General features: G+C 27.9%; 18 protein-coding genes. 15 read left to right on the plus strand and 3 right to left on the minus strand.

What is annotated here, in order from left to right:
- The first annotated feature begins 66 nt into the window (after nucleotides 1-66).
- Nucleotides 67-2,055, plus strand: a complete 1,989-nt coding sequence (locus LQ615_RS10285; protein ID WP_103269303.1) for an acyltransferase family protein — start codon at nucleotides 67-69, stop codon at nucleotides 2,053-2,055.
- Nucleotides 2,056-2,124: 69 nt separating this feature from the next.
- On the opposite strand, the gene LQ615_RS10290 is transcribed toward LQ615_RS10285, so the two are convergent.
- The 3 genes from LQ615_RS10290 to tagD form a co-directional block, all read right to left on the minus strand.
- Complete coding sequence (locus LQ615_RS10290) at nucleotides 2,125-3,003, minus strand: serine hydrolase domain-containing protein (RefSeq protein ID WP_070045543.1); 879 nt, start codon at nucleotides 3,001-3,003, stop codon at nucleotides 2,125-2,127.
- A gap of 50 nt (nucleotides 3,004-3,053) precedes the next feature.
- Nucleotides 3,054-3,278 carry a hypothetical protein gene (locus tag LQ615_RS10295; protein WP_070045544.1) on the minus strand — a complete coding sequence of 75 codons (225 nt, stop codon included), beginning with the start codon at nucleotides 3,276-3,278 and terminating at the stop codon, nucleotides 3,054-3,056.
- Nucleotides 3,279-3,360: 82 nt separating this feature from the next.
- Nucleotides 3,361-3,753 carry a glycerol-3-phosphate cytidylyltransferase gene (gene tagD / locus LQ615_RS10300; protein WP_016999637.1) on the minus strand — a complete coding sequence of 131 codons (393 nt, stop codon included), beginning with the start codon at nucleotides 3,751-3,753 and terminating at the stop codon, nucleotides 3,361-3,363.
- A gap of 241 nt (nucleotides 3,754-3,994) precedes the next feature.
- Between tagD and LQ615_RS10305 the strand changes: the two genes are divergently transcribed.
- The 14 genes from LQ615_RS10305 to LQ615_RS10370 all read left to right on the plus strand — a co-directional run bounded on the left by LQ615_RS10305 (nucleotide 3,995) and on the right by LQ615_RS10370 (nucleotide 24,635).
- On the plus strand, nucleotides 3,995-5,476 hold the full coding sequence (locus tag LQ615_RS10305) for a CDP-glycerol glycerophosphotransferase family protein (protein ID WP_084819079.1): 1,482 nt from the start codon (nucleotides 3,995-3,997) through the stop codon (nucleotides 5,474-5,476).
- 1 nt (nucleotide 5,477) lies between these two features.
- Entirely contained in the window at nucleotides 5,478-8,675 is a 3,198-nt protein-coding gene (locus LQ615_RS10310; protein ID WP_070045546.1) for a CDP-glycerol glycerophosphotransferase family protein, read from the plus strand.
- Between the two features lie 172 nt (nucleotides 8,676-8,847).
- Complete coding sequence (locus tag LQ615_RS10315; protein ID WP_070045548.1) at nucleotides 8,848-10,521, plus strand: CDP-glycerol glycerophosphotransferase family protein; 1,674 nt, start codon at nucleotides 8,848-8,850, stop codon at nucleotides 10,519-10,521.
- A 4-nt stretch (nucleotides 10,522-10,525) separates the two neighbouring features.
- Nucleotides 10,526-11,689: a glycosyltransferase gene (locus LQ615_RS10320; RefSeq protein WP_070045549.1), complete on the plus strand. Its 1,164-nt coding sequence runs from the start codon at nucleotides 10,526-10,528 to the stop codon at nucleotides 11,687-11,689.
- Nucleotides 11,690-11,718: 29 nt separating this feature from the next.
- Nucleotides 11,719-12,591: a UTP--glucose-1-phosphate uridylyltransferase GalU gene (galU, locus tag LQ615_RS10325; protein ID WP_070045551.1), complete on the plus strand. Its 873-nt coding sequence runs from the start codon at nucleotides 11,719-11,721 to the stop codon at nucleotides 12,589-12,591.
- Between the two features lie 194 nt (nucleotides 12,592-12,785).
- A complete protein-coding gene (locus tag LQ615_RS10330) occupies nucleotides 12,786-14,774 on the plus strand; it encodes an acyltransferase family protein (protein ID WP_070045553.1) in 1,989 nt (662 codons plus the stop codon).
- 197 nt (nucleotides 14,775-14,971) lie between these two features.
- Complete coding sequence (locus LQ615_RS10335; protein ID WP_239713578.1) at nucleotides 14,972-16,255, plus strand: nucleotide sugar dehydrogenase; 1,284 nt, start codon at nucleotides 14,972-14,974, stop codon at nucleotides 16,253-16,255.
- Between the two features lie 17 nt (nucleotides 16,256-16,272).
- A complete protein-coding gene (locus LQ615_RS10340; RefSeq protein WP_070045556.1) occupies nucleotides 16,273-17,229 on the plus strand; it encodes a hypothetical protein in 957 nt (318 codons plus the stop codon).
- Nucleotides 17,226-19,853, plus strand: coding sequence for a glycosyltransferase (locus tag LQ615_RS10345; protein ID WP_070045557.1), 2,628 nt, complete (start codon nucleotides 17,226-17,228; stop codon nucleotides 19,851-19,853). The genes LQ615_RS10340 and LQ615_RS10345 overlap by 4 nt, the downstream gene beginning before the upstream one ends.
- A 67-nt stretch (nucleotides 19,854-19,920) precedes the next feature.
- Nucleotides 19,921-20,733 (plus strand): ABC transporter permease, encoded by an 813-nt coding sequence (locus LQ615_RS10350; RefSeq protein WP_016999646.1) that lies wholly within the window; start codon nucleotides 19,921-19,923, stop codon nucleotides 20,731-20,733.
- Nucleotides 20,734-20,745: 12 nt separating this feature from the next.
- Nucleotides 20,746-21,957 (plus strand): glycosyltransferase family 4 protein, encoded by a 1,212-nt coding sequence (locus LQ615_RS10355; RefSeq protein WP_070045559.1) that lies wholly within the window; start codon nucleotides 20,746-20,748, stop codon nucleotides 21,955-21,957.
- Nucleotides 21,941-22,858 carry an ABC transporter ATP-binding protein gene (locus LQ615_RS10360; RefSeq protein ID WP_070045560.1) on the plus strand — a complete coding sequence of 306 codons (918 nt, stop codon included), beginning with the start codon at nucleotides 21,941-21,943 and terminating at the stop codon, nucleotides 22,856-22,858. Before LQ615_RS10355 ends, LQ615_RS10360 begins: the two co-directional genes overlap by 17 nt.
- 33 nt (nucleotides 22,859-22,891) lie before the next feature.
- The gene (locus LQ615_RS10365) at nucleotides 22,892-24,217 is read left to right on the plus strand and encodes a glycosyltransferase (protein WP_070045562.1); all 1,326 of its coding nucleotides are present in this window, start codon (nucleotides 22,892-22,894) and stop codon (nucleotides 24,215-24,217) included.
- A gap of 136 nt (nucleotides 24,218-24,353) precedes the next feature.
- Nucleotides 24,354-24,635 (plus strand): hypothetical protein, encoded by a 282-nt coding sequence (locus LQ615_RS10370; protein WP_016999650.1) that lies wholly within the window; start codon nucleotides 24,354-24,356, stop codon nucleotides 24,633-24,635.
- Nucleotides 24,636-24,661: the final 26 nt, after the last annotated feature.

Below are 24,661 nucleotides of genomic sequence, written 5' to 3' on the forward strand. Positions count from 1 at the left end.
TTTTACAATAGTTATATTTTTGGTATAATTTACAATATTAAATTATAAAAAATCATGGAGTAAATAATGGACAAAAATATAATTGATATTGAGAGAAAATTCCGTCCTGAAATTGAAGGACTAAGAATAGTGGCTGCTTTATTAGTTGCCATATATCATATTTGGTTTGGTAAAGTCTCTGGTGGGGTAGACGTATTTTTTGTTGTTTCTGGATTTTTGATTACAACTTCTATTATTTCTACAATAAATAAAACTGGTGAATTTAAATTTTGGCCATACATATCGAAGTTAATGAAAAGGCTATTTCCATTAGCTTTTATTATTATTTTAGTAGTATTAATTCTTAGTATATTCTTTTTACCGTCAACAATATTTGATAAAACAATTAAAGAGACGTTTTCTTCAATGTTTTATTATCAAAACTGGCAACTCGCAATTAGTAACACTGATTATTTAGATGCTAACCAAATGAAGAGCCCATTTGAACATTATTGGGCTATGTCAATACAAGGTCAATTTTATATAATCTGGTTTATTTTATTCTCAGGAATATTATTACTTATTAAGAAATATGGTTTATCCAATGGTAAAAGATTGGTCAATGTTGTCTTAGGATTTTTATTTATTGTTTCTTTTATATATTCAGTTTATTTAACAGCCATAAATCAGCCATTAGCTTATTTCATTACATTTACTAGAGTATGGGAATTTGCTTTAGGTGGATTATTATGTATAAATCTGAGCAGCATTAAAATCTCGAATATTGCTGCAGAAATTATAGGTTGGATTGGTTTAATAGGACTTATTTTAACAGGTGCATTATTTGATGTATCAACTATGTTTCCAGGTTACATTGCATTATGGCCAATGACTTGCGCATTACTTATAATTTTATCAGGCAATAAAGAAACAAAATATGGCGTGAAAAACTTCTTATCTATGCCAATAATGATCAAACTTGGTGGAGTATCATTTGGTATATATTTATGGCATTGGGTATTATTGTCATTCTATAAATATAATATATCTGAAAATCCTGGAATTGTAGCTGGTTTGCTCATCATATTATTATCAATAGCTTTATCTTTTGTAACGACAAAATATATTGAAACACCTATTAGGAACGCAAAATTTAATAAACTTGCTTTTAAACGTATAGGGTATATCGCGCTTGTTAATATCTTATTAATTACTGGGTTAGTATCACACAATCAATACGTGAAAATACAAGATAAGAAAGCAGTTGCAAATAAAGACTATCCAGGAGCTTTATCAATCAATTTAGATAAAGATAAAATTAAAGAAAACAAACCTAAACCTGAATTTGCTAATGTCTTTGATGATTTACCACAATCTCATTTGGATAATAGTAACCAAAGTATGAGCAAATCTGAAGTTAAAGTAGGTAAATATGGTAAGCAAAAAGATTATAAAGCAACTATTGCATTAGTTGGAAGCTCACATTCAGAGCATTGGTTAGGTGCTGTTATAAAGGCAGCTGAAGAGAATGACTACAGAGTCATAAATATTACAAGGTCTGGAACAAGGTTCTCAACTGGATATAAAAAGAATACATTGCAAGATGATTGGGTGAAAAATGTCGAAAATTATCTAGAAAAAGCTGATGATATTGATTTAGTTTTAAGCCATGTTACAGCTTCGGATACAGAAAGCGAAAAAATTCAACAGCAGATGGTAGATCAACTGCTTAAAGTTAAAAATAACTATGGCATTGAAGTAATGGCTATAAGAGATATTCCAAGATATGATTTTAATGTATCTGAAGAATTAGAAAAACATGGTGAAAAAGATACGATAGAGAGAATGAATAAAGGAAATAGACAGTTAGATGAGGCATTCTGGGAACAGATATCTAACGAAGAGAAAGATTTACCACAATTTGATCCTTCAGAATATTTTAAAGTTAATGGTAAATACCGACCGATAATAGGTAATATTGTAGTATACAGAGATATGGACCACATGACGAACACTTATTCTGAAACGTTTGGACCAATTTTAGGTGATGAAATTAAAAAAGTAGTAAAAAAATAGAGTATGTTAAATATTTATAAAAAAACAGCAAAATTCTATAAAAGAATTTTGCTGTTTTTTTATAAATGATTATATTGGTTGGTTCAATATATTAGTGAAAATATGTTCTAATGCTTTTTCAGTATTACCATCGTAAGGCTGATCAAGCTTATTACAAGCTAACGTAATAATATAATTATTATTTGCATAAGCTACTATATCATTAGCAAAAAAGATACCTCTTACTCTTTGATGCTGTTCGAATTTATAAAAACCATATCTATAAGGTTTGGGATAGGTATTTTTACCATCTTCTGATAATAAACTTTGGGTAGTTGATTTATTTAATAATTGATTTGTTCTAAAGGCCTGTATTAACTTTGTCATGTCATTTGTGGACATATATACATTACCAGCGCCGTCATATTTGTCTAAATTATATGTAGGTGTATGAATATTTTGAGCAGGCTGGGATTTATAGCCACGCACCAAATATTTTTCGTGTTTCAAATCATCATACCTTGAAGTAAAGTGTAAATCTGCCTTTTTAATAATTCTTTCTTTTAAATTCTGTTCGAAAGATTTATTTGTAGCAACTTCTATTATTTTCGCAATTGTTATGTAATTGACATCATTATAATTATATTGATGATAATTCTCTGGTAAAACACCTTTTTGTTTAATGCTTTCAATTGCACTGTCTAAACCAAAACTATTTGGATTAGGTGAGAATTTAGCTAAACCACTTTGATGAAACATTAAATCTCTAACTGTAATTGCATAGTAATTCTGGAAGTTAGGTATATATTTATTAACATTATCATTTATATTAATCTTACCCTCATCTTCTAATTGTCTTAGCATTATTCCAGTTAAAAATTTGTTTGCAGAACCAATAAGATACATTGAATTTTCATCATTAGGTATATTATGTTCTATGTTTTTTTGACCATATGCTTTTGAAAACATTGTATTATCTTTTCTATATATTATGACATTTCCATTAAAGTTTATTGATTTTAAGTATGCATCGACATCTTTATATACTGGATCATCATCTTTTCGTTTGTAATTTTCTTTATTAGTAACGCTATTTTATCTTTTGTTTCAGTTTTTTTCTTTTGGGTTGAAGCGATAGGTTTTGATTGTTGCTCCTCAACTTTTGAACATTTGATGTTCAATGATATATAAACAATTAAAGCTACAATGATTAAACTCATTAATATTAATAGTATATTTTTCATTTCTTACTCCTATTTTACTTATAAATACATTACTTCTAATATTTTACAATATTCCTTTTAAAAATAGAACACATAATGTGTTCTATTCGTTGCCATATAATTCTTTTTTAATTTGAGTAGTTGAAATACCTTCTGTTCTTTTTAAATAAATAACTTCGCATTCGTCTTTTAAGAAGTCAAATTCGCCTTCCCAATCATGACCCATTAAGAAAGTATCCACTTTGAAAGTTTTTACATCATCAACTTTTTGTTCCCAATTGTTCTCAGGGATAACTAAGTCAACATATCTAATGGATTCAAGCATCATTTTTCTTTGTTCGTAATTATAGTAAGACTTTTTGTTTTTTAGCTTATTAAACTCATCAGTAGACAGAGCAACGATTAAATAATCACCATATTGCTTTGCTCTTCTCAAAAGTTCAATGTGACCGTAATGTAATAAATCATAAGTCCCATATGTAATAACTCTGCGCATTATTTTTCACCTCGCTTAGTATATATTAAAGCTTAATACATAAAGAAAATTATGTAAACAATTTGTATATTTTGAAAAATAAGTGTTAAAATTTTAAATAATATAAAATTACATAAAATAGAATAAATCCTATATTTTAAAATGATGAATTTACATGTTATTTAGTTTTATAGTGTTTGATACAAGTGTATAATATATATAAATACTAAATTCAGTTTGAACATAAATAAGAGGAGTATGCATGGACAAAAAATTTTTTTTAATGACCGAAGAATCCTTTAGAGAAACGATAGCATTTTATAACAAGAATGAAATAAACCAAAATGTTAATATTAAGTTAAATACGTATTTAGATAAAGTACTGAATCCTCTCTTTCCATATAAATATGATTTTATACTTAACAATGAAAGACAACTTATACGATTAATAAATAAGATGGAATATCAACCTCCAATGAAAAGTATCTTTAAATATTTAGAAATTAAATCTATGATTCATGGCAAATTTTATTTTTCTTATTTATTCTCACGTATCAGAAAATTATTGAGTTCTTTGAAATCGAATTATTATTCTGCAATGATCATTCCACAGAAACTAGAAAACATAATTATTTATGAATCATTTAGTGGAAAAGCATTCTCTGATTCTCCCAAAAAACTCTATCAATATTTATCTAGCCAATTAAAAGGATATGAACATATAGTAGTAGTGGATGATGAGAAATTAAAAAATGAATTAAATAAGTTAAATATTCAAACGGTAAACAAAAATACAAAAGAATATTTTAAATTGTATAATAAAGCTAAAATATGGATATCTAACATTAGATTATCTCCGCAATTAGAAAAGAAGCCTAATCAAATTTATATTCAAACGTGGCATGGTACACCTTTGAAGAAATTAGCAAATGATCAAAATGTTATCTCAATCCCGGAAGTTACTTTAGAAGAATATTTATATGGGTTCACGAAAGAAACTGAGCGTTGGGATTATTTAATATCACCTAGTGAAATTGCTACGACTAGATTTAAATCAGCTTTCAAGCTGAAAGATAATCAAATCTTAACATTAGGTTACCCACGTAATGATGACTTAATTAATTTCAATCATAAAAATTATATAAATGAATTGAAGAAAAAACATAATATACCTTCTGATAAAAAAATTATATTATATGCGCCTACATGGAGAGATAACGATCGAGAAGAAATAGGGCGGTATAACTTTAACTTAAAATTAGATTTGGAAGATTTTAATTCAAAGCTTAGAGGTGAATATATATTAATTATTCGAGCACATTATTTAGTTTCTGAAAATTTAGAGTTAGATAAATACAGCAACATTTATGATTTATCAAATGCAAATGATATAAACGAGTTATTTTTAATGAGTGATATACTGATTACAGACTATTCTTCGGTATATTTTGATTATGCTAATTTAAAACATCCTATTTTATTTTTTGCATATGACAAAGATGAGTATGCAAATGATATTAGAGGATTTTATACACCGTATGAAGAAGGGTTACCAGGTCCGATTTTTACAGAAAGCGAAGCCTTAATAAAATATATTGAAAATAAATATTACGAAACACTTCCATTAGATGATAAATATATCAATTTTAATAAAAAATATAATTATTTAGATGATGGTAAAGCAACTAATAGAGTTGGTAATGAAATCATTGCTTCTCTACAAACAAAAAAGGGGTTACGTTGATATGAAGACTTTAAATATATATCAAGTAGGAGAGCTTTTAACATTAGAATTTGATCAAACAATATATAATATTAAAAATGTATATGTAAAAAATGAGTTTGATGAGATTAGTTTTGAACAAACAGAAATAAAAAACAAATTCGTTATCAACTTATTTGAAATTCTTAATGTATTTGATAAATACGATAGAGAAACAATCTTTTTCTTACTTGAAAAAACAGATGGTATTACTCAATCTATTCAAAAAGTAAACGTAAAAAAATATGATTACGAGATTTATAACTTTGAATCAGTTGTTAATGAAGAGGCTACTTTAACACCATACTTAACAAAAAATGGCGTATTGCAATTTACTAAAAAACCTCAATTACCACTTTCGACTTATTTTGCAAGAAGACATATTGATAAAGTTACAATAAATAATAAACGAGCATTTATAAAAGGGAAATTTTCGCTTCAAAACTCAACATTAAAAGAAGCAAAATTATTAATCACATCAAGATTAAGTGAAAATGTAATAGAAGTTCCATTAAATACAACGGTATTTAATGTCTATAAGTCTTTAAATTCAATAAGTTATGATTTTGAAGTGGACATTATTAACGACTTAAAACAATTTTTACTTAACGATTTTGATTCTGAAGATATAATAGATTTATTTTTAGAAATTAAAGTTCAAGAATTTAGAGAATCTATTGATGTTAAATTAGGTAATCCTAGAATACTCGTGGAGAGATTATCTAAAGGCGAAATATCAATAGAACAAAATGATAAGATTAAAACAGCAGTACCTTACTTTACAATGAAAGGTAGAAACTTATCATTTAGAATAAATGAATATGACATCGAAGATTACAATGCATATAAAAAATTAATGCACGATTATCCAACTTTAATAAAAAATGCATTTAACAAAAATAAAATATGGATCGTTGGTGAAAAGTCTTATAAAGCTCAAGATAATGGTTATCATTTCTTTAAATATATGAGAACTCAACATCCAGATGAAGAAGTTTATTACGTGATAGATAAAGATTCCGAAGAAAGAAAGAATGTAGAACCATTTGGTAACGTCATATACTTTAAATCAAAAGAGCATTTTGAATTAATGGTTAAAGCTGACATAATATGCAGTACGCATCATACAGAGTTGTTGTTCCCAAGTCACGAAGCAAATTATATCAAAAACATCAGAGCCAAACGTATATTCTTGCAACATGGTGTGCTAGGTACTAAAAACTTAACTCAGATTAATGGTAAACAGTTAAAAGACTTTAATATCGATATGTTTATAACAAGTTCACCAAGAGAGAAACAAATTGTAAATAGAGATTTATTATTTGATGACTACCAAATTAAATCAACAGGCTTATCTAGATTTGATGAATTGTTTAAGGATAATGTAACTCAAAAGAATCAAATACTCATTATACCGACATGGAGAGATTGGATAACTAACATCAATAGTTTATTAGAATCAGATTATCTACAATACTATAATGATTTATTAAACAATCCAGAATGGGAACAGATAACAAACAAACAAAATATAGATATAATTTTCTGTTTACATCCAAACATGCAAGCATTTGTTGATTTATTTAATATACCTGATTACATTACAGTTATTAGACAAGGTGAAGTAGATGTACAATTATTAATTAAAGAAAGTAAATTAATGATTACGGATTATTCGAGTGTAGCATTTGATTTTAGCTTTTTAGAAAAACCAGTCATTTATTACCCATTTGATAGAGATAGATTTATAGGTGAATTACCATCGCATCTTGATTTAGATGAAGAATTACCTGGTAGAATATATGATGAAGCAGAAGATGTAATAGCAGCGACAAAAGAATATATTGATAATAAATTCGTAAATGAAGCATCTATTATTAAAAAAGCTAATAATTTTATTGAACATAAAGATACTGATAACTCTAAGAGAATTTACCAAGCAGCAAAAGATTTTAAGCGTAAAAATAAAATAAAAGATATACTTAAATATGATATATTATCACAACATATATTTATGAGATTTAGAAAAAACAAACGATATTTTGATGCAATGTCATATATGAATAAGTTTTTAGTGAAGTTTGCAAAAATTGATGAAAAGCTAATCGTAATTGAAAGTAATTTAGGAAAACAAGTTACGGATAGTCCGAAAATGATTTATGATCAAATTAAGCAATTAGACAAAGGATACAAAATTGTATGGGTAACAAATAAAATTTATCCATTTGACGATGAAAATGTCATTACAGTTAAAAGGTTAAGCCCAGACTATTATAGATACTTATCGATTGCGAAATATTGGATAAACAATCAAAACTTCCCTTATTACATTAAAAAGAAAAAACAAACTGTATTTATTCAAACGTGGCATGGTACTCCACTTAAGAAGATGTTAAACGATGTAGACGAGTTTAAAGGTAGAGACGAAGGTTATATTGATCGTATTAATGAGTCAGTTTCTAAATGGGATTATTTAGTTTCTCCAAGTCCATATGCTACAGAATGCTTTAAATCAGCATTTAGATTTAATAAAGAAATGTTAGAAGTGGGTTATCCGAGAAATGATATATTCTACCAAGATGAAAAATTAATAGAAGAACAGAGAAAGACAATTAAACGAAAATTATCTATACCAAAAGATAAAAAAGTGATATTGTATGCACCAACATTTAGAGATGATGAAGTTTCTGCTGCTAAAAAACATCTCATCAATTTAAAATTAGATTTACATCAAATGAAAGAACGACTAGGTGACGAGTACGTGTTATTGCTAAGACCTCATATCATAATTAGCAATAAAATAATTATAGATAAATCATTAGAAGACTTTATTTATAATGTTGCTGATTACGAAGAAATTAGCGATTTATATTTAATCAGTGATATATGTATTACTGATTACTCATCAGTAATGTTTGACTTTGCGAATACAAGAAAGCCATTACTATTTTTCACTTATGACTTAGATCATTATAAAGATAACTTAAGAGGATTCTATATGAATTTTGAAGATGAAGCACCCGGACCATTGCTAAAAGACAATGAAACTTTAATTGATTCTATTAAAAACATTGAAACAATAAATAAAAACTATCAAGAAAAATATGATAAATTCTACGACAAATTCTGTCCATTTGAAAAAGGTAATGCAGCAAAACGAATTGTAGAAAAATTATTTTAAAAATAAAAGCAGAAAAAATTCGTATTGATTGAATTTTTTCTGCTTTTTATTGTGTGTATCGTATAACCTGTTTGTACTCGCATCTAATTAAAGGTATTATTTCATTAGTTAGTGTTTCATTGTTAAGAGTAAGTCAATTTTATTAAAAGTATGAAATAGGTTGAGGTGTAATATGATTAAAATAATTGAATTGAACAATGATGAAAAAATCATAGAAATAATTAATAAACTTTCTTCTGATATTTCACATGTCATATTAAAAGAAAATACTACTAAAATTAACAAAGATGTTCTAGAAACTTTAAAGTTAGATAATTATTCTGCTGTTGTAGATTTTACCGTGAATGGTTATTACATAAATGATTGTCGTTATTTTGGAGATGAAAAAATAACTGCGAATAAGTGGTTTAGTAATAATGTTCTATATCCGAATATTATTTTTAAAGTAGAAGATTTAAAATGGTTGCTTGACCGTCATGAGTGGGCGAGCCTTCTTGATATATGTGTTAAAGCTGTTGTTGAATTAGAAAATATATTCATCAATGGTCATGTCATTTTCGACTTTGATGAGAAATCTTCAAATAATTATTTAGATTTAAATAATTATGAAGATGATGATTACGTTAATCATTTTTATTTAAATAAATGGTTATTACTTAACAATCAAAAGGCGCAATTTAATAGGAAGAATACAACTTTACCTAATAATGCTAGAATGATAGATAAGGTAATGTACCGTTCGTATTTCAAATTACCTAATAAAATTTATTTGAAGATGCATCATCAATCATTAATGAAACAGAAAAATGCAGTTAATATATATCATAAAAATAAGGATGCTATTAAACCTTATATTGTATTTTTAGGATTTGACTATGGCTACAGAGGAAATTCTAAATATTTATTTGAATATATAAAAAATCATACGAACTTTACTGTATATTTCATTACAGATGAACAGCAAGGTGAAAGTTTTGTTTCTCCCCAACATTCTGAAACTCAAAACTTAATTGAACAAGCACAAGTATTAGTACTAGAAAGCTATATACCTGACGGTTTAAAACCAAATGGCACTATCATACAATTGTGGCATGGTACGCCAATTAAAAAGCTATTTTTAGATAGTAATGAACTTCATCAAAATAAAAATATATATAATTATAGAGCACGTAAATATAATAAGTTGATTAAACATAACTATTTCATTACTGATACTAAAGAGATTAATTCAGTATTCAGTACTGCTTTTCCTATGCAAGAAACTAAAATAATAAGCAGTGGATATCCAAGAAATCAATTTTTGATAGAGCATAATGAGGATAACCAATTGATTAGTCAAATAAAAGAAGACTTACAATTAAATAATCATAAACAAACGATATTATATGTGCCTACATGGAGAGATAATAAAGAAGAGCAATATTTATTGGAGTTTCCAAAAGAAATTACTGATCATTATAATATTATTTATAAATGTCATATAGAAGATAAAAATATAAAAAAAACAAATTATATTGATCCATTAGATTATGAAACGCAGCAATTAATACTTGTTGCTGATATGTTAATAAGTGATTATTCTTCGATTATATTTGATGCATTGACGATTGATAAGAAAGTATACTTATATACACCTGACTTTGAATCGTATAAATATCATCGTGGCTTATATGAAGAAGTATTTAATACAGTTAATCAAAATCAATATTTTGAATCTAATAAAATGTTTGAAGCAATATCAAATCAACATTATATTAAAGTAAATAGCAAATATATTAATAAAAATAATCATTCATATGAAACAATGCAAAGTATAATTGATAAACATATGAATAAAAATAGGTGATGACATGAAGTCTTTTACATTTATCGTGCATAATATTTATCATATGGGCGGTACAACTAAATCAATATCGAATTTAGCAAATGTACTAAGTGAAAAAGGGCATAAAGTTAAGATTATTTCTGTTTTTAAAGCAGCTTCAAATCCATACTTTAATTTAAATAAACAAATTGAAATTATACCTGTAATAGAATATAAGAGGTCAATTAAAGGTATACAAAATGTAGTAATGAATAGAATTAATAAATATACATCATTTATAAGACCAAAAGTTATTAATAAATATGAACCTGGATTTTATCAGTTTTCAAGTTATATTGAAAAGAAATTAATAAAAGCTATAAAACGTGTTGATACAGATATTCTTATAGGTACAAGGGCAAGTTATAATTTACTTGTTGCAGAATTTGCCCCTCGTAACATTCTTAAAGTAGGTATGGAACATATGTATTTGCATGCTCATGAAGAAGCATATCAAGATGATTTAATTCAAGGATATGAAAACTTAGATATTGTCACGACGCTTACGAGTGAGGATCAATTGGATTATCAACAAGAGTTGAAACATACACCTGTTATTATTGTTCCTAATATATTAAAAGAACATAAATACAGTATGCCAAAAGAAAATCTGATTGTAGCGGCAGGACGTTTTGAACATGAAAAGGGCTTCGATTTATTAATTGAAAGTATCAATAATATACAACAAACAATGAGAGACTTGGATTATAAATTACATTTATATGGATCAGGTCAAGAAAAGAATCAATACTTGAAACAAATTAATGAATATAACATTGAAGATATTGTAGAGATTAAAGAAACAACTAATGAATTATCTAAAGTATTATCTACAAGTAAAATTACTGCAGTGCCTTCGAGAGTAGAAGGTTTCGGGTTAGTTATATTGGAAGCGATGTTACAACAGAGTGTAGTAATAGGATTTCACGATTGTTATGGTCCAGAATTTCTTATAGATAATGAAGTGAATGGCTATTTAATAGATAAAAATGATATAATAAGTTTTAGCAATCGTTTAACTCATATTATGCAAAACTATGAAGATTCAAATATACAAAATATAATCAATCATGCTGAGCAAAAAGTAAAAGAGTTTGACGAAAATATTATATATACACAATTTATAAAAGATATAAAAGAGATAAAATAGTTATTGATTGATGTTAAAGGAGAATGACTATGGTTAAGAAGGTTAAAAAAGCTATAATTCCAGCAGCAGGTTTAGGAACGAGATTTCTACCAGCAACAAAAGCAATGCCAAAGGAAATGTTGCCAATATTAGATAAGCCAACAATTCAATATATCGTTGAAGAAGCGGTAAGAGCAGGTATAGAGGATATCATTATTGTGACTGGTAAACATAAAAGAGCGATTGAAGATCACTTCGATAATCAGTTAGAACTAGAACTTAACCTGAAAGAAAAAGATAAACATGAATTATTACATAAAGTTCAACATGCTACAAATTTAGCTAATATGTTCTATGTAAGACAGAAAGAACAAAAAGGATTAGGTCATGCTATATGGTCTGCTAAACAATTTGTAGGCGGGGAACCATTTGCTGTACTATTAGGTGATGATATTGTTGAGTCAGAAGTACCAGCAATCGAACAACTTATAACACAATACAATAAAACAGGTAAATCAGTCATTGGTGTACAAGAAGTAGATTATAAAGATACACACCGTTACGGTATTGTAGACCCGATTTTAACGAAAGACAGATTGTATGAAGTAAAGAAGTTTGTTGAAAAGCCAGCTGAAGGGACAGCACCATCTAACTTAGCTATAATGGGTAGATATGTATTAACACCCGATATTTTTGATTACTTAGAAAATCAAGAAATAGGAGCAGGTGGAGAAGTCCAATTGACTGATGCTATTGAAAGATTAAACCAAGATGATCAAGTTTTTGCTTATGATTTTGAAGGGGAACGTCATGATGTTGGAGAGAAACTTGGATTTGTAAAAACAACAATTCAATTTGCATTAAACAACGATGAAATGTCAAAAGATGTTAAAGAATTTATTAAATCATTAGATATTAAATAATAAAAAAGTCCGGCACATGAATAATGTCTCGGACTTTTTTATTGCTTTGTTGATATTTGTTAGGAAAAAATATTTTTGTTTTGTTCTATTTTTAATTTAGTATTAAGATATTGTAAATTTTATATATTAACCTTTATATTCAATTTTCTTAAAGATATACTTACCTTTGTATAATATTTTAAGGAGTTTTGAATATGGTTAATAACCCGATTGTCATAGAACGTAAATTCAGGCCAGAAATAGAAGGTTTAAGAGTAGTTGCAGCTCTACTCGTTGCCATATATCATATATGGTTTGGTAAAGTGTCCGGAGGCGTAGATGTTTTCTTTGTTGTTTCAGGGTTTCTAATCACAACCTCTATTATTTCAAGATACAATAAAGAAGGTGAATTTAAATTTTTACCCTATATTAAAGGTTTAATAAAGCGCTTATTCCCTTCGGTATTAACTGTGATATGTGTTACAGCAATTCTGAGTTTTTTCTTTTTACCACAATCTATTTTAGGAAAAACAATTAAAGAAATATTCGCTTCTTTATTTTATTATCAAAATTGGCAACTCGCTTTATCTAGTACAGATTATTTAGATAAAGATCAGATGAAAACACCCGTTGAACATTTTTGGGCCATGTCAATACAAGGTCAATTTTATATTATTTGGTTTATTTTATTTAGTGCAATGTTTTTGTTATATAAAAAGAAGAAAAACTTAAATATTATTAATATCATGAATTTATTTTTAGGGACTATATTTGTAACATCTCTCATATATTCAATTTATTTAACCCATGTAAACCAACCGTGGGCATATTTTCATACTTTTACACGGGTATGGGAATTTTCTTTAGGTGGTTTGTTAGCAATTAATTTATCCAAAATTAAAGTGAATAGATATATCGCGAGTATAATCGGTTGGGTCGGTCTATTTGGACTTATACTAACAGGAATATTATTTGACGTATCTACAATGTTTCCTGGTTATATCGCTTTATGGCCAATGTTATGTGCCGTATTCATATTAGTTTCAGGAAATCACGAAACTAAATTCGGTGTAAAAAGATTTTTAGGTTCACCAGCAATGGTTAAAATTGGTGGTTTATCATTTGGTTTATATTTATGGCATTGGGTTATTTTATCGTTTTATCAATATCATAATGATAATCGACCAGGGGTTTTTATAGGAATATGCATTATTCTACTATCAGGGCTGTTGTCATATTTAATGACACGCTATATTGAAAAACCTATTAGAACAAATCAAAATGATAAAAATTCATTCAAAAAAATGGGAGTTGGTTTAGCGGTAAATATATGTGTATTAGCAGCGTTATACGTAATCATTTTAAACTCACCATTTGATAAAGAAAAAGAAGCATTAAGTAAGACTTATCCAGGAGCTATGGCCATAGATAAAAAAATGCAAGGTAACAACGAAAGTGAACATATACCAAACTTTTCAGATATTCGAGATGAAACGCCTGATTCATCTAAAGATAAAGTGCATCAAGCAATTGGTAAATCCAAAGTACTCGTTGGAGAATATGGAGAAAAAGAAAATTATGATAAAACAATCGCATTAGTCGGAAGTTCACATGCTGAACATTGGCTAGGCGCATTACAACAAGCAGCAAAAGAAAAAAATTATCGAGTATTAAATATGACTAAATCAGGATGTGTACTTACAACAAATGATGCTGATAAAGACTGTACAGAATGGAATAAGAATTTAATAAAAGAAATTGAGAAACAAGATATCGACTTAGTTGTAACAACTGCAGATGTCAGTTCAGATATAAATGGTAAAGTAGATCCATTACAAATTGAACAATTTAATAATATAACTGATACTAAGAAGCCTATTTTAGCAATAAGAGATAATCCCAGATATGAATTTAATGTACCTGAAACATTAGAAAAGGTCGGTGAAAAAGAAACAATCAAAAAAATGAATGCAAAAAACAGATTGCCGAAAACATCAAAATGGGATCAATTAAAAGAAAAACCTAAAAACACAGAATATGTAGATTATACAAAATACTTTAAGAAAAACGGACAATTCGTACCCGTAATCGGTAATGTCGTCGTATACATGGATAAAGGCCACATGACGAATACTTATTCAAAAACATTTGGTCCGATAATTCAAGAAGATATAGAAAAATATTTAAAAAAGACTGGGACTTAACTTTCCTAGTCTTTTTAATTTATATTCGTGATTTATTTACTTTATATTGTTTAGCAATTGTAAAGTTTGATAAAAGACTGTAAACCCTTCCTTAAGTATCTGTTAATCGACTGTTTATTGCTTTTATAATCGTTACAATGTATTTAACATTACAAAAGTAATAGCTTAACAATTTATTATTAAAGGATGGTTATAATATGAAATTAACAACTATAGGTCTTGGATATATTGGTTTACCAACTTCAATTATGTTTGCAAAGCATGGTGTAGATGTAGTTGGTGTAGATATCAATAAAGAAGCAGTAGATAAATTAAATAACGGACAAATTCATATTGAAGAACCAGGTTTACAAGAAGCATATGAAGAAGTTCTTGCAAAAGATAAATTTAAAGCAAGTTTAGAACCAGAAAGAGCAGATACATTCATCATCGCAGTACCGACACCTAATAATAATGACGAATATGAATCTTGTGATATTACGCTTGTCATGAGCGCTGTTAAATCAATCGTACCTTATTTAGAAAAAGGTAATACTTTAATAGTCGAGTCAACAATAGCACCTAGAACAACTGACGATCATGTGAAACCGTACCTTGAAAGTCAAGGTTTTACAATAGGTGAAGATATATATTTAGTACACTGTCCAGAACGTGTATTGCCTGGAAAAATACTACATGAACTAGTACATAATAATAGAATAATAGGTGGTATGACACCTGAGTGTGTTGAAGCAGGTAAAAAAGTTTATGGAACATTTGTTCAAGGAGAAATGATTGAAACGAATGCTAAAACTGCTGAAATGAGTAAATTGATGGAAAATACGTACCGTGACTTAAATATAGCTTTAGCAAATGAACTCGCTATGGTATGTAACAACTTAGATATTAACGTACTAGAAGTTATCAAAATGGCTAACAAACATCCAAGAGTAAATATTCATTTACCAGGGCCAGGCGTGGGCGGTCATTGTTTAGCGGTGGATCCTTACTTTATTATTGCGAAAGACCCAGAAACTACTACTTTAATTCAAGAAGGTAGAAAGATTAATCGCTCAATGCCTCAATACGTTATAGAAGAATCTAAAAAAATATTGAACGAAGTAAATGGAAATAAAATTGTTGTATTTGGTTTAACTTATAAAGGAGATGTAGATGATGTACGAGAATCTCCGGCGTTTGATATATACAATGAATTAAGAAAAGAAACAAATCTAGAAATAGAAGCATATGACCCTCACGTTGAGTTGACATTTGTTGAAAAAGATGTACAAAAAGCAGTGAAAGATGCTTCATTAGTATTAATATTAAGCGATCACTCTGAATTTAAAACATTAACAGATAATGAATTCGAAGGTATGAGAGATAAAATTATATTTGATACTAAAAATATCGTTAAAAATGATTTTAATAATACTCAATATTATAATTACGGTAATTTATATACTTTTGGTAAAGAAAATATATATTCATTCAATAAGTAAAAAATGAGGGGTCTATTATGATTGATAAAAATAATCCATATATTAATGCTGGATTAAGTTTTCAAATAATTTTAAAAGAGAAAGAGAATCAAGAAATTTATGATGCTGATAATATAGAAATATCAGTAGGTTTAGTAACTCAATATTTACACAAAGTATTGAAAGTCATTTCAATAAAACATTTTGGTGACGACTTCTATGGTTTAATTGCTCAAGGTACAAATTTGATAGGTTGGACTAAGTTAAAAGATTCTATCAAATTGATTTCTAAACCGTTCGATACAGTTAGAGTAGATTTATCTAACTTTAACACACCACAAATAAATAGAGAATTAGGGTTTAAAGTCGATTATAATTTATTGTTTAATGAGAAAAACTTTTCATCTAGGGCACTATATATATATGAAGGAGAAGTAGTAGAAGCGGTGTTTAATAAAGGATTGTTTGCAGGTTTTGTTTATGCAAAAGATATTGATCGATCAATTGTATGTAATACTAATACAGCAATTAAACAATCAACAACATTTTATCAAGATAGTTCGTTGAACAAGTCTATAACGTTAGATTTACTCTCCGAAAGTATTAATTGTGAAAATGTAAAAGTTGATCTAGTTTTTACAAGAGCCCAGTCAGCACGAATCATAATTAAAAAAAAGAAATATTGGATTAGCATATCAGATTTTGAGGATATAACGTTATTTAACCATTTGGAAAATTACTCATATGAATCATATACAGAAAAAGAATTAGAAAATCTTGATATTATTACTAGAATCGAAGATGAGCGTAATGAATCAAAGGTTGCTATAACTAAACTTATAAAAGAAAATATTGCTTTACAAAAATATAAACATACAAATAACTCTGGAGATATAGGTAGATATGAGCAGTTATACCATAACTTAAGAAATTCAAAATTAGGTAAAATCCAAACGAAATACTGGACTTGGAGAAATAGGAGGAGATCGAGATGAACATAAATAAAACGACAAAAAAAGAAAACCTTCCAATTCAAACCACTAAAAACGAACTTACAAACTTTGATGATAAAAGCAAAACACAACAATTAAAAGAAGTTTTAGAAATTGTTGAAAATGATTATATGCATGCAATATATAAACTAAAGAAAGTAAAAGATAATACAAATCATCAAAATTATTATAAAAGAGTAGCAGTGGAATCAAAATTAGATTTTCTTGAAAACCATAAACAATATTTATCTCAATCTATCTCTTCTAATAAATCTAGAATATTTAAAAAGTCTGAGTATAACGTAGGTTTAGTAGCAGATGAATTTTTATATAATTCATTTAAAGATATTGGCAATATCGTCTATATAAATAGTGAATTTAAAGGTTTAAATCAAGATATGGATGTCTTAATTGTAGCAACTACTTGGAAAGGAATAGACGATAGCTGGACGGGTTTAGCTTCTGTTAATGGTGAGAAAAGACAACTGTTAATGGAAGGTATACGCAAAGCTAAAAGCATGGATATTCCTGTAGTATTTTATTCTAAAGAAGACCCTGTTAACTTCCATCTGTATAAAGATATCGCAACAGAATGTGATGTCATTTTAACATCAGCAGCTGAAGTCGTAGAGGATTATAAAGCTTATTGTAACAATGAAAATGTTCATGTCTTACAATTTGGTGTTAATCCTCATTATCATAACCCTATTGATACTCGAAAAGAGGATAATCAAAAGTATAATAATGATGTTATATTTGCCGGTAGCTGGACTAAAAAGTATCCAGTTAGAAATCAAGAATCAGCTAGAATGTTTGATGAATTGATTAAAAATGATAATGACTTAACAATTATAGATCGTAATTTACCTTTAAGAAGAGAACGTTATCAGTTCCCATCGAAGTATATACCATTTTTAACAATGCCCATTGATCATGAAGAATTGATGAAGATACATAAAATATATAGGTGGGCTATAAACGTAAACTCAGTTAAATATTCAGAAACAATGTTTGCTAATCGAATTTTTGAATTGCAAGCATTTGGTAATTTAATATTATCTAATTACTCAGTAGGTGTGAATAACCAATTTCCGAATATATTCATGGTAAATCATGAATCAGACGTTGCTACTATTATGAATGGCTATAAAAATTATGAATTAAATGATATGCAAGCTAAAAGTATTAGAAGTGTGATGCGTAATCATACAACTTATCACCGGTTAGATGAAATCTTTAGCTATATCGATAAGAAACCATCTCAAAAAGAAATGTTAATCTTAGTAGTTGTTGATAAAAAAACACCAGAGATGGAAGAAATTTTGAGAAGACAACTCAATGTTAATTTTGATGTAATTGAGCAAAATGAATCTATAGCTGAACAAGAAAAGTATGACTTTATAACCTTTATGAATGATTCAATACAATATGAAGAGTATTATTTAGAAGATTTAATTTCAGCTTTTAAATATGTTGATGTAGATTTTGTTACTAAAGATGAACAATCTGAACCACACCAATATATAGAAAAAGTACAAAATAAATATTTAACAATGTATCATAGAGATGTTATAGATTCAAATTTAGAAGTAAAAGAAACAAATAATGGATACAACCTTGATCAGTCAGAAATTTATAAGCCTTCTTTATACGGTCAAAATAATCAACAGAAAAAATTAAGCGTGATTGTACCAATTCATAATAATGGTACATATTTAGAAGATAAATGTATGAGAAGTTTAAGACGTTCTTCTATATTTAATAATATGGAGATTATTTTTGTAAATGATGGAAGTACTGATAAAGAAACAATTGCGATAATTGATAGATTAAGACGTCGATTTCCAGAGATTGTTTATCATGCATACGAGGATGGTTCTGGAAGTGCTTCTAGACCACGAAATAAAGGTGCAGAATTAGCTTCTACAAAATACATTACTTATCTTGACCCAGACAATGAAGCGACGGGCGATGGATATGCTAAATTATTAGAAGAAATCGAAAATAATAAAGACGTTGATATGGTAATAGGAAATATTATAAAAGAAGACAATAAACGTCGAGCTATTTTTAACTATGCTGGTACTGTAACAAAATATAATGATGGTAAATTATTAATTAACGATCCTAAAAAATATATGAAAAAATGTGGTTTAAGAGCACAAAGTATACAGGCTCTTATTATAAAAGCTGATATCATTAAAGATAATAATATTAAAATGATTGAAGGCGCTGCAGGTCAAGATACATTATTCTTCCAAGAATTGATGATACATTCAAATAAAGTAAAAGCAGTTAAAGATGTTATTCATATGTATTATGCTGCTGTAACAGGGTCCGTTACAAATTCAGTATCAAAAAAATTATTCGAAAAATATTATGCGTTAGAAATTGAAAGAATACCATTTTATGAAAAACATGATTTAATGAATTCTTATTTAGAAAATAGATTTAATTTTTACGTTAAAGGGTGGTATTTACCACGATTAGAAAAAGTAAAACCTGAAGAAAGAACAGAAGCTATAAAGCGATTTTTAGATATTTATGCTTTATACGATCAATATAAGAGACCAGAAGATAATGATTTAATCAATTATGTAGAAAATTTAAAAAAAGAAATACAATAGTTTTTACATTTTTAATAAATGATTGATAGAACTATTAAAAATATAACAATCAAGTAGGTCGTTAAGCATGAAAATTGTTGCAGAGATATTTAAAGAACAAATCTATAATTTACCCAAGATATTTAAACTAGCGATATATAATATGAAGAGTCAATACGCTAATCATTATCTTGGTGTATTTTGGAATATATTACAGCCTATGCTTCAAGTAGCTGTATATTATCTTGTATTTGGGTTAGGTTTAAGAGGGGATGCAAGTGCTCAAGTTGTAGGTGTTCCCTTTTTAGTGCATTTAATTTCAGGTTTGTTCCCATGGCTGTTTATATCCCAAGGAATTAATACTGGAGCAGCTGCCATACAAGGTAATGTTGGTCTATTATCCAAAATGAAGTTCCCATCTTCAATATTTATCTCTATAGCTTTAACAAATAATATGATTAATCTGATGATTACTTCGTCTATATTATTTGTTATTTCTGTTATAAATGGTTATGTACCATGGTGGCATTATTTCTGGTTTATATATTTTATCGTTGCATCATTTGCGATTATTTTTGGTATTTCATTAATAATGAGTACTTTAGTTATTATTATACGAGATACTAAAAACTTATTACAAAATATTATAAGAATGCTATTCTTTATGACACCAATATTTTGGGCTATGGAAGAAGCACATGGTATTTTACAAAGAATTGCGAGCTTAAATCCTTTCGCATATTTAGTAGGTGTGTACAGAACAGCCTTTGTACATGGTAATGTTTCAATATATGGTCAATGGCATGACCATATTTATTTCTGGTTAATTACAATATTATTAATATTAATTGGTTCACTTGTTCACTCAAGATTTAAACGAAGATTACTAGACTACTTATAGGGTGTTTTTGAAATGACAAAGAAATTACTTATGATTTCACAAAATTTTTATCCTGAACTTGGTTCTGCTGCAAATAGAATGAGAATGATGTTTAAAGCTTTTAAAACTAAAGGCGCAGATCCGACGATGTTAACAACTGAACCAACATATCCAAATAGAGATTTGTTTCAAGATAGTTCATATTTTACAGATGAAGATTTAAATGAACTAGAACATAGTAAAATTATAAGAATGAAAATGCACGGTAATAAACAAAATAGCAACTTTATTATGAGATTGGTTTATTATATTGAACAATATATGCGTCTTCGAATTTACTTGAAAATGCATGATAAAGATTATGACTATGTCTATGTATCAAGTCCTAATATATTTTTAGCTTGGGCTACTTTATTTTTCAAAAAAAGTAAACATCCAACTTATGTTCTGGAAATTCGTGACTTATGGCCAGATAGTGTAAATGGATTAAAACACGTTAATATTAGTCTGTTTATGCCATTACTTAAGTATCTAGAAAGAAAAATGTATAATGAAGCAGACAAAATTGTTATAAATAATGAAGCATTTAGATCTCATATTCAGTCAAAATTAAAAACAAAAATACCTATATTTTATTTACCTAATGGTTTATCGAAAACTGAATTGAAAACAGAAGAAAAGTATCGTGATTTCAGTGTTATATATACTGGAAATATTGGATATGCTCAAGATGTAAACCAGTTAATAGAGATTTGCAAAAAGTTAAATGAAAAGAAAATTAGTTTAACAGCAATCGTGTATGGTGTACAAGCTGCTAAATTTAGAGATGCAGTCCGTGAATTACCATACATTCAATTACAGAAACCTTTAGGTAGAAGTGAGTGTTTAAAAGAAATAGCAAAACATCATGTTTCACTTTCTATATTAGAATCATCTGAAGTTTTTATGAACGTTATGCCAGGTAAAATTATAGATTCAATCGGTGTGGGGACGCCGCCTATATCTAATATTAGCGGTCCTACAGAAGCGATTATCCAAAAATATAATTTAGGATTTGCGAGAAAACAATGTTCCGTTAATACAATTGTTAATGAAATAGAATCATTAAAGCGTAATGAAAAATCATTAATTCAAAAATCCGAAAATGCGAAAAAATATAGGGATGAACACTTAATATGGGAAGACAATATTGAAAAATTAATTGCTTTTTTAAGAAAAGGTGAGACGCATGTCACAAACATATAAAATCAAATGTGAAAATGTATCTAAAGTATATGACTTAAATGTTAGTAGAAAAGATAAATTATTATCATTATTTACGTTTGGATTAAGTTATAAATCAAAACCATATTATGCTCTTCATGATATTTCTTTTGAAGTTGAAGAAGGTACATCAGTTGGAATAATAGGGTTAAATGGTTCAGGAAAATCAACTTTATCAAATATATTGGGTGGGGTTATCGAACCTTCATCGGGCACAGTTTATACTAATGGTAAGCCATCTTTAATTGCTATAGGTGCAGGTTTGAATCCCGATTTCACAGGTGAAGAGAATATACATTATAAATGTTTGATGCATGGTATGTCTCAAAAAGAAATCAATGAAAAATTTGATGATATCGTTCAGTTTAGTGAATTAGATGATTTTATTTATCAACCTTTAAAGTCATATTCTAGCGGTATGAAATCAAGACTTGGCTTTGCAATAGCGATTCATACTGATCCTGATATTTTGATTGTCGATGAAGCATTATCAGTAGGTGATGAAACATTTTCTAATAAGTGTATTGAAAAAATGCATGAATTACAAGAACAAGGTAAAACAATCTTTTTTGTATCACATTCTGCAGGTCAAATTAAGAAAATGTGTAAAAAAGCAATATGGATTCATTACGGTGAAATGGTTGCATATGGAGAAGTACAAGAAGTAGTTAAAAGATATGTTAATCTTATACAAAAAGTTAAAAAGAAATCTAAAAAAGAGCAGTTAGAATATAAACGTATAAAAATCCAGCAACAAAGAGAAAAAGAAGTAAATGAAAAAGATGTTCATAAAGAGAAAAGACCTATAAGTTTATTAGCAATGATAGGCATGCTCAGCATCGCTTGGATATACGTTATGCTATTTCAAGTAGGCATTTTATAATTTAATTATTTCAATTTTAAATGGGGTAATAGAATGAAGAAAGTAACAATGTTTGTGTGGAATCATTTTACGAATGATGCAAGGGTCAATAGAGAGTGTACTACTTTAGCTGAAACAGGATATAATGTTGATCTAATCGCAATAAATGACCCGAAAAACCCAATGATTACAGCTTATGAAGAAATATCTGAAAGGTTCAGAGTACATAGAGTAAAACGTTATCCTTGGATACTACAAGCTTATCAAGATTATGGAAAGAAATTTTTACTTGTAGTTGCAGGTGTGCAAATTGCTATAATACCAAGTTTATTTTATGTCAGCTTCACATTAATGTCTGCATATTTGATGTCTTTATTATTAGCGGCTGGAATGATTAAATTTAAAAAAGTGAGAAAGTGGTTTATAAACAGTGCGATTATCATAAGAATGATTGTAAAAGGCTATATACAAAATGCCGATATTTATCATGCTAATGATTTAAATACATTACCACAAGCAATTGTCTGCTCTAAATTGAGGTTTAAACCAAAACCACTCATTTATGATAGTCACGAAGTACAATCAGATAGAACAGGCTATAATAAAGAAAAAATTAAAAAGATTGAATCATATATGCTTAAATTTGTTGATCAAATGATTGTAGAGAATCATACAAGAGCAGCATATAACGAAAAAATATATCATTTTTATCCGAAGACTTTATATAATTACTCTGAAAAATATGATATTCAAAATAAACCTAAAATAAATTTACACGAATTAATAGGTGTTTCGAAAAATGAAAAAATATTACTATATCAAGGTGGATTACAACAAGGTAGAGGGCTTGAACTATTAATAGAAGCTATGGATCAAATAGAAGAAGGGCATTTGCTATTTATAGGCGGAGGTAAGCTAACACAATCGTTAAAAGATCAAAGTAAACAATCGGCTCAGTCCTCTAGAATACATTTTCTTGATAAAGTTCCATTTCAACAATTACCTTCTTATACGAGAGAAGCTTATTTAGGTTTTCAAGTATTACAAAATATATGTTTTAATCACTATTCAGCTAGTTCAAATAAATTATTTGAATATATGATGGCACATGTACCAGTTGTGAGTTGTGACTTTCCTGAAATTCAGAAAGTTGTAGAAGAAACAAATACAGGAATTGTAATAGATTCACATAATGTAAATGAAATAGCAGAAGCAGTTAATAAACTTGTTAAAAACCCTCAATTAAGAAGTGAAATGAGTGAAAATACTAAAGTAGCTAAAGAAATATATAATTGGGAAAATGAGAAAGTTAAATTATTAGATATTTACAACGAATTCGCTCCATTAACTCGTGAAGATTATGAAACAAGTTTAATATAAATATTATTTAATAGAGATAATTACGCCATTAGTTGCATGTAAAGCTAATGGCGTGTTTTATTACCTTGAGTTTTATAAATAGAGGGATTACAATAATAGCATTAATGAATTATAAGTGGGGGCAAAAGTAAAGGTTATGTATATTAAAAAAAGTATAGAAAATGTTTGTAATTATATTAAGTCAGATAACAATAAGGAAGCAATGATATTATTAAGAGATATTGAAGCAAATCTCGTTAGATATGATTTTGAAATTATGGGTAATGGATTTTTACAATTTGCAGAATTATATAAAACAAAGAAAAATAGGAGAAAAGCAATTGAAATGTATCAGAAAGCTATTATTTATTTCAGAGAAACAAATAATACCGATAAAATAGCTGAAATAAGTAAAGACTTTGAAAATCTTATAATGTAATTGATTTACATAAAAAACAGTCGCAG

The sequence above is a fragment of the Mammaliicoccus sp. C-M13 genome, from assembly GCF_022386845.1.
Classification (GTDB): domain Bacteria; phylum Bacillota; class Bacilli; order Staphylococcales; family Staphylococcaceae; genus Mammaliicoccus; species Mammaliicoccus lentus.

Excerpts from the sequence above, each read along its gene's own strand:
- LQ615_RS10285 (WP_103269303.1), top strand. The coding sequence starts at position 67 with ATGGACAAAAATATAATTGATATTGAGAGAAAATTCCGTCCTGAAATT.
- LQ615_RS10290 (WP_070045543.1), bottom strand. The coding sequence starts at position 3,003 with ATGTTTTCAAAAGCATATGGTCAAAAAAACATAGAACATAATATACCT.
- LQ615_RS10295 (WP_070045544.1), bottom strand. The coding sequence starts at position 3,278 with ATGAAAAATATACTATTAATATTAATGAGTTTAATCATTGTAGCTTTA.
- tagD (WP_016999637.1), bottom strand. The coding sequence starts at position 3,753 with ATGCGCAGAGTTATTACATATGGGACTTATGATTTATTACATTACGGT.
- LQ615_RS10305 (WP_084819079.1), top strand. The coding sequence starts at position 3,995 with ATGGACAAAAAATTTTTTTTAATGACCGAAGAATCCTTTAGAGAAACG.
- LQ615_RS10310 (WP_070045546.1), top strand. The coding sequence starts at position 5,478 with ATGAAGACTTTAAATATATATCAAGTAGGAGAGCTTTTAACATTAGAA.
- LQ615_RS10315 (WP_070045548.1), top strand. The coding sequence starts at position 8,848 with ATGATTAAAATAATTGAATTGAACAATGATGAAAAAATCATAGAAATA.
- LQ615_RS10320 (WP_070045549.1), top strand. The coding sequence starts at position 10,526 with ATGAAGTCTTTTACATTTATCGTGCATAATATTTATCATATGGGCGGT.
- galU (WP_070045551.1), top strand. The coding sequence starts at position 11,719 with ATGGTTAAGAAGGTTAAAAAAGCTATAATTCCAGCAGCAGGTTTAGGA.
- LQ615_RS10330 (WP_070045553.1), top strand. The coding sequence starts at position 12,786 with ATGGTTAATAACCCGATTGTCATAGAACGTAAATTCAGGCCAGAAATA.
- LQ615_RS10335 (WP_239713578.1), top strand. The coding sequence starts at position 14,972 with ATGAAATTAACAACTATAGGTCTTGGATATATTGGTTTACCAACTTCA.
- LQ615_RS10340 (WP_070045556.1), top strand. The coding sequence starts at position 16,273 with ATGATTGATAAAAATAATCCATATATTAATGCTGGATTAAGTTTTCAA.
- LQ615_RS10345 (WP_070045557.1), top strand. The coding sequence starts at position 17,226 with ATGAACATAAATAAAACGACAAAAAAAGAAAACCTTCCAATTCAAACC.
- LQ615_RS10350 (WP_016999646.1), top strand. The coding sequence starts at position 19,921 with ATGAAAATTGTTGCAGAGATATTTAAAGAACAAATCTATAATTTACCC.
- LQ615_RS10355 (WP_070045559.1), top strand. The coding sequence starts at position 20,746 with ATGACAAAGAAATTACTTATGATTTCACAAAATTTTTATCCTGAACTT.
- LQ615_RS10360 (WP_070045560.1), top strand. The coding sequence starts at position 21,941 with ATGTCACAAACATATAAAATCAAATGTGAAAATGTATCTAAAGTATAT.
- LQ615_RS10365 (WP_070045562.1), top strand. The coding sequence starts at position 22,892 with ATGAAGAAAGTAACAATGTTTGTGTGGAATCATTTTACGAATGATGCA.
- LQ615_RS10370 (WP_016999650.1), top strand. The coding sequence starts at position 24,354 with ATGTATATTAAAAAAAGTATAGAAAATGTTTGTAATTATATTAAGTCA.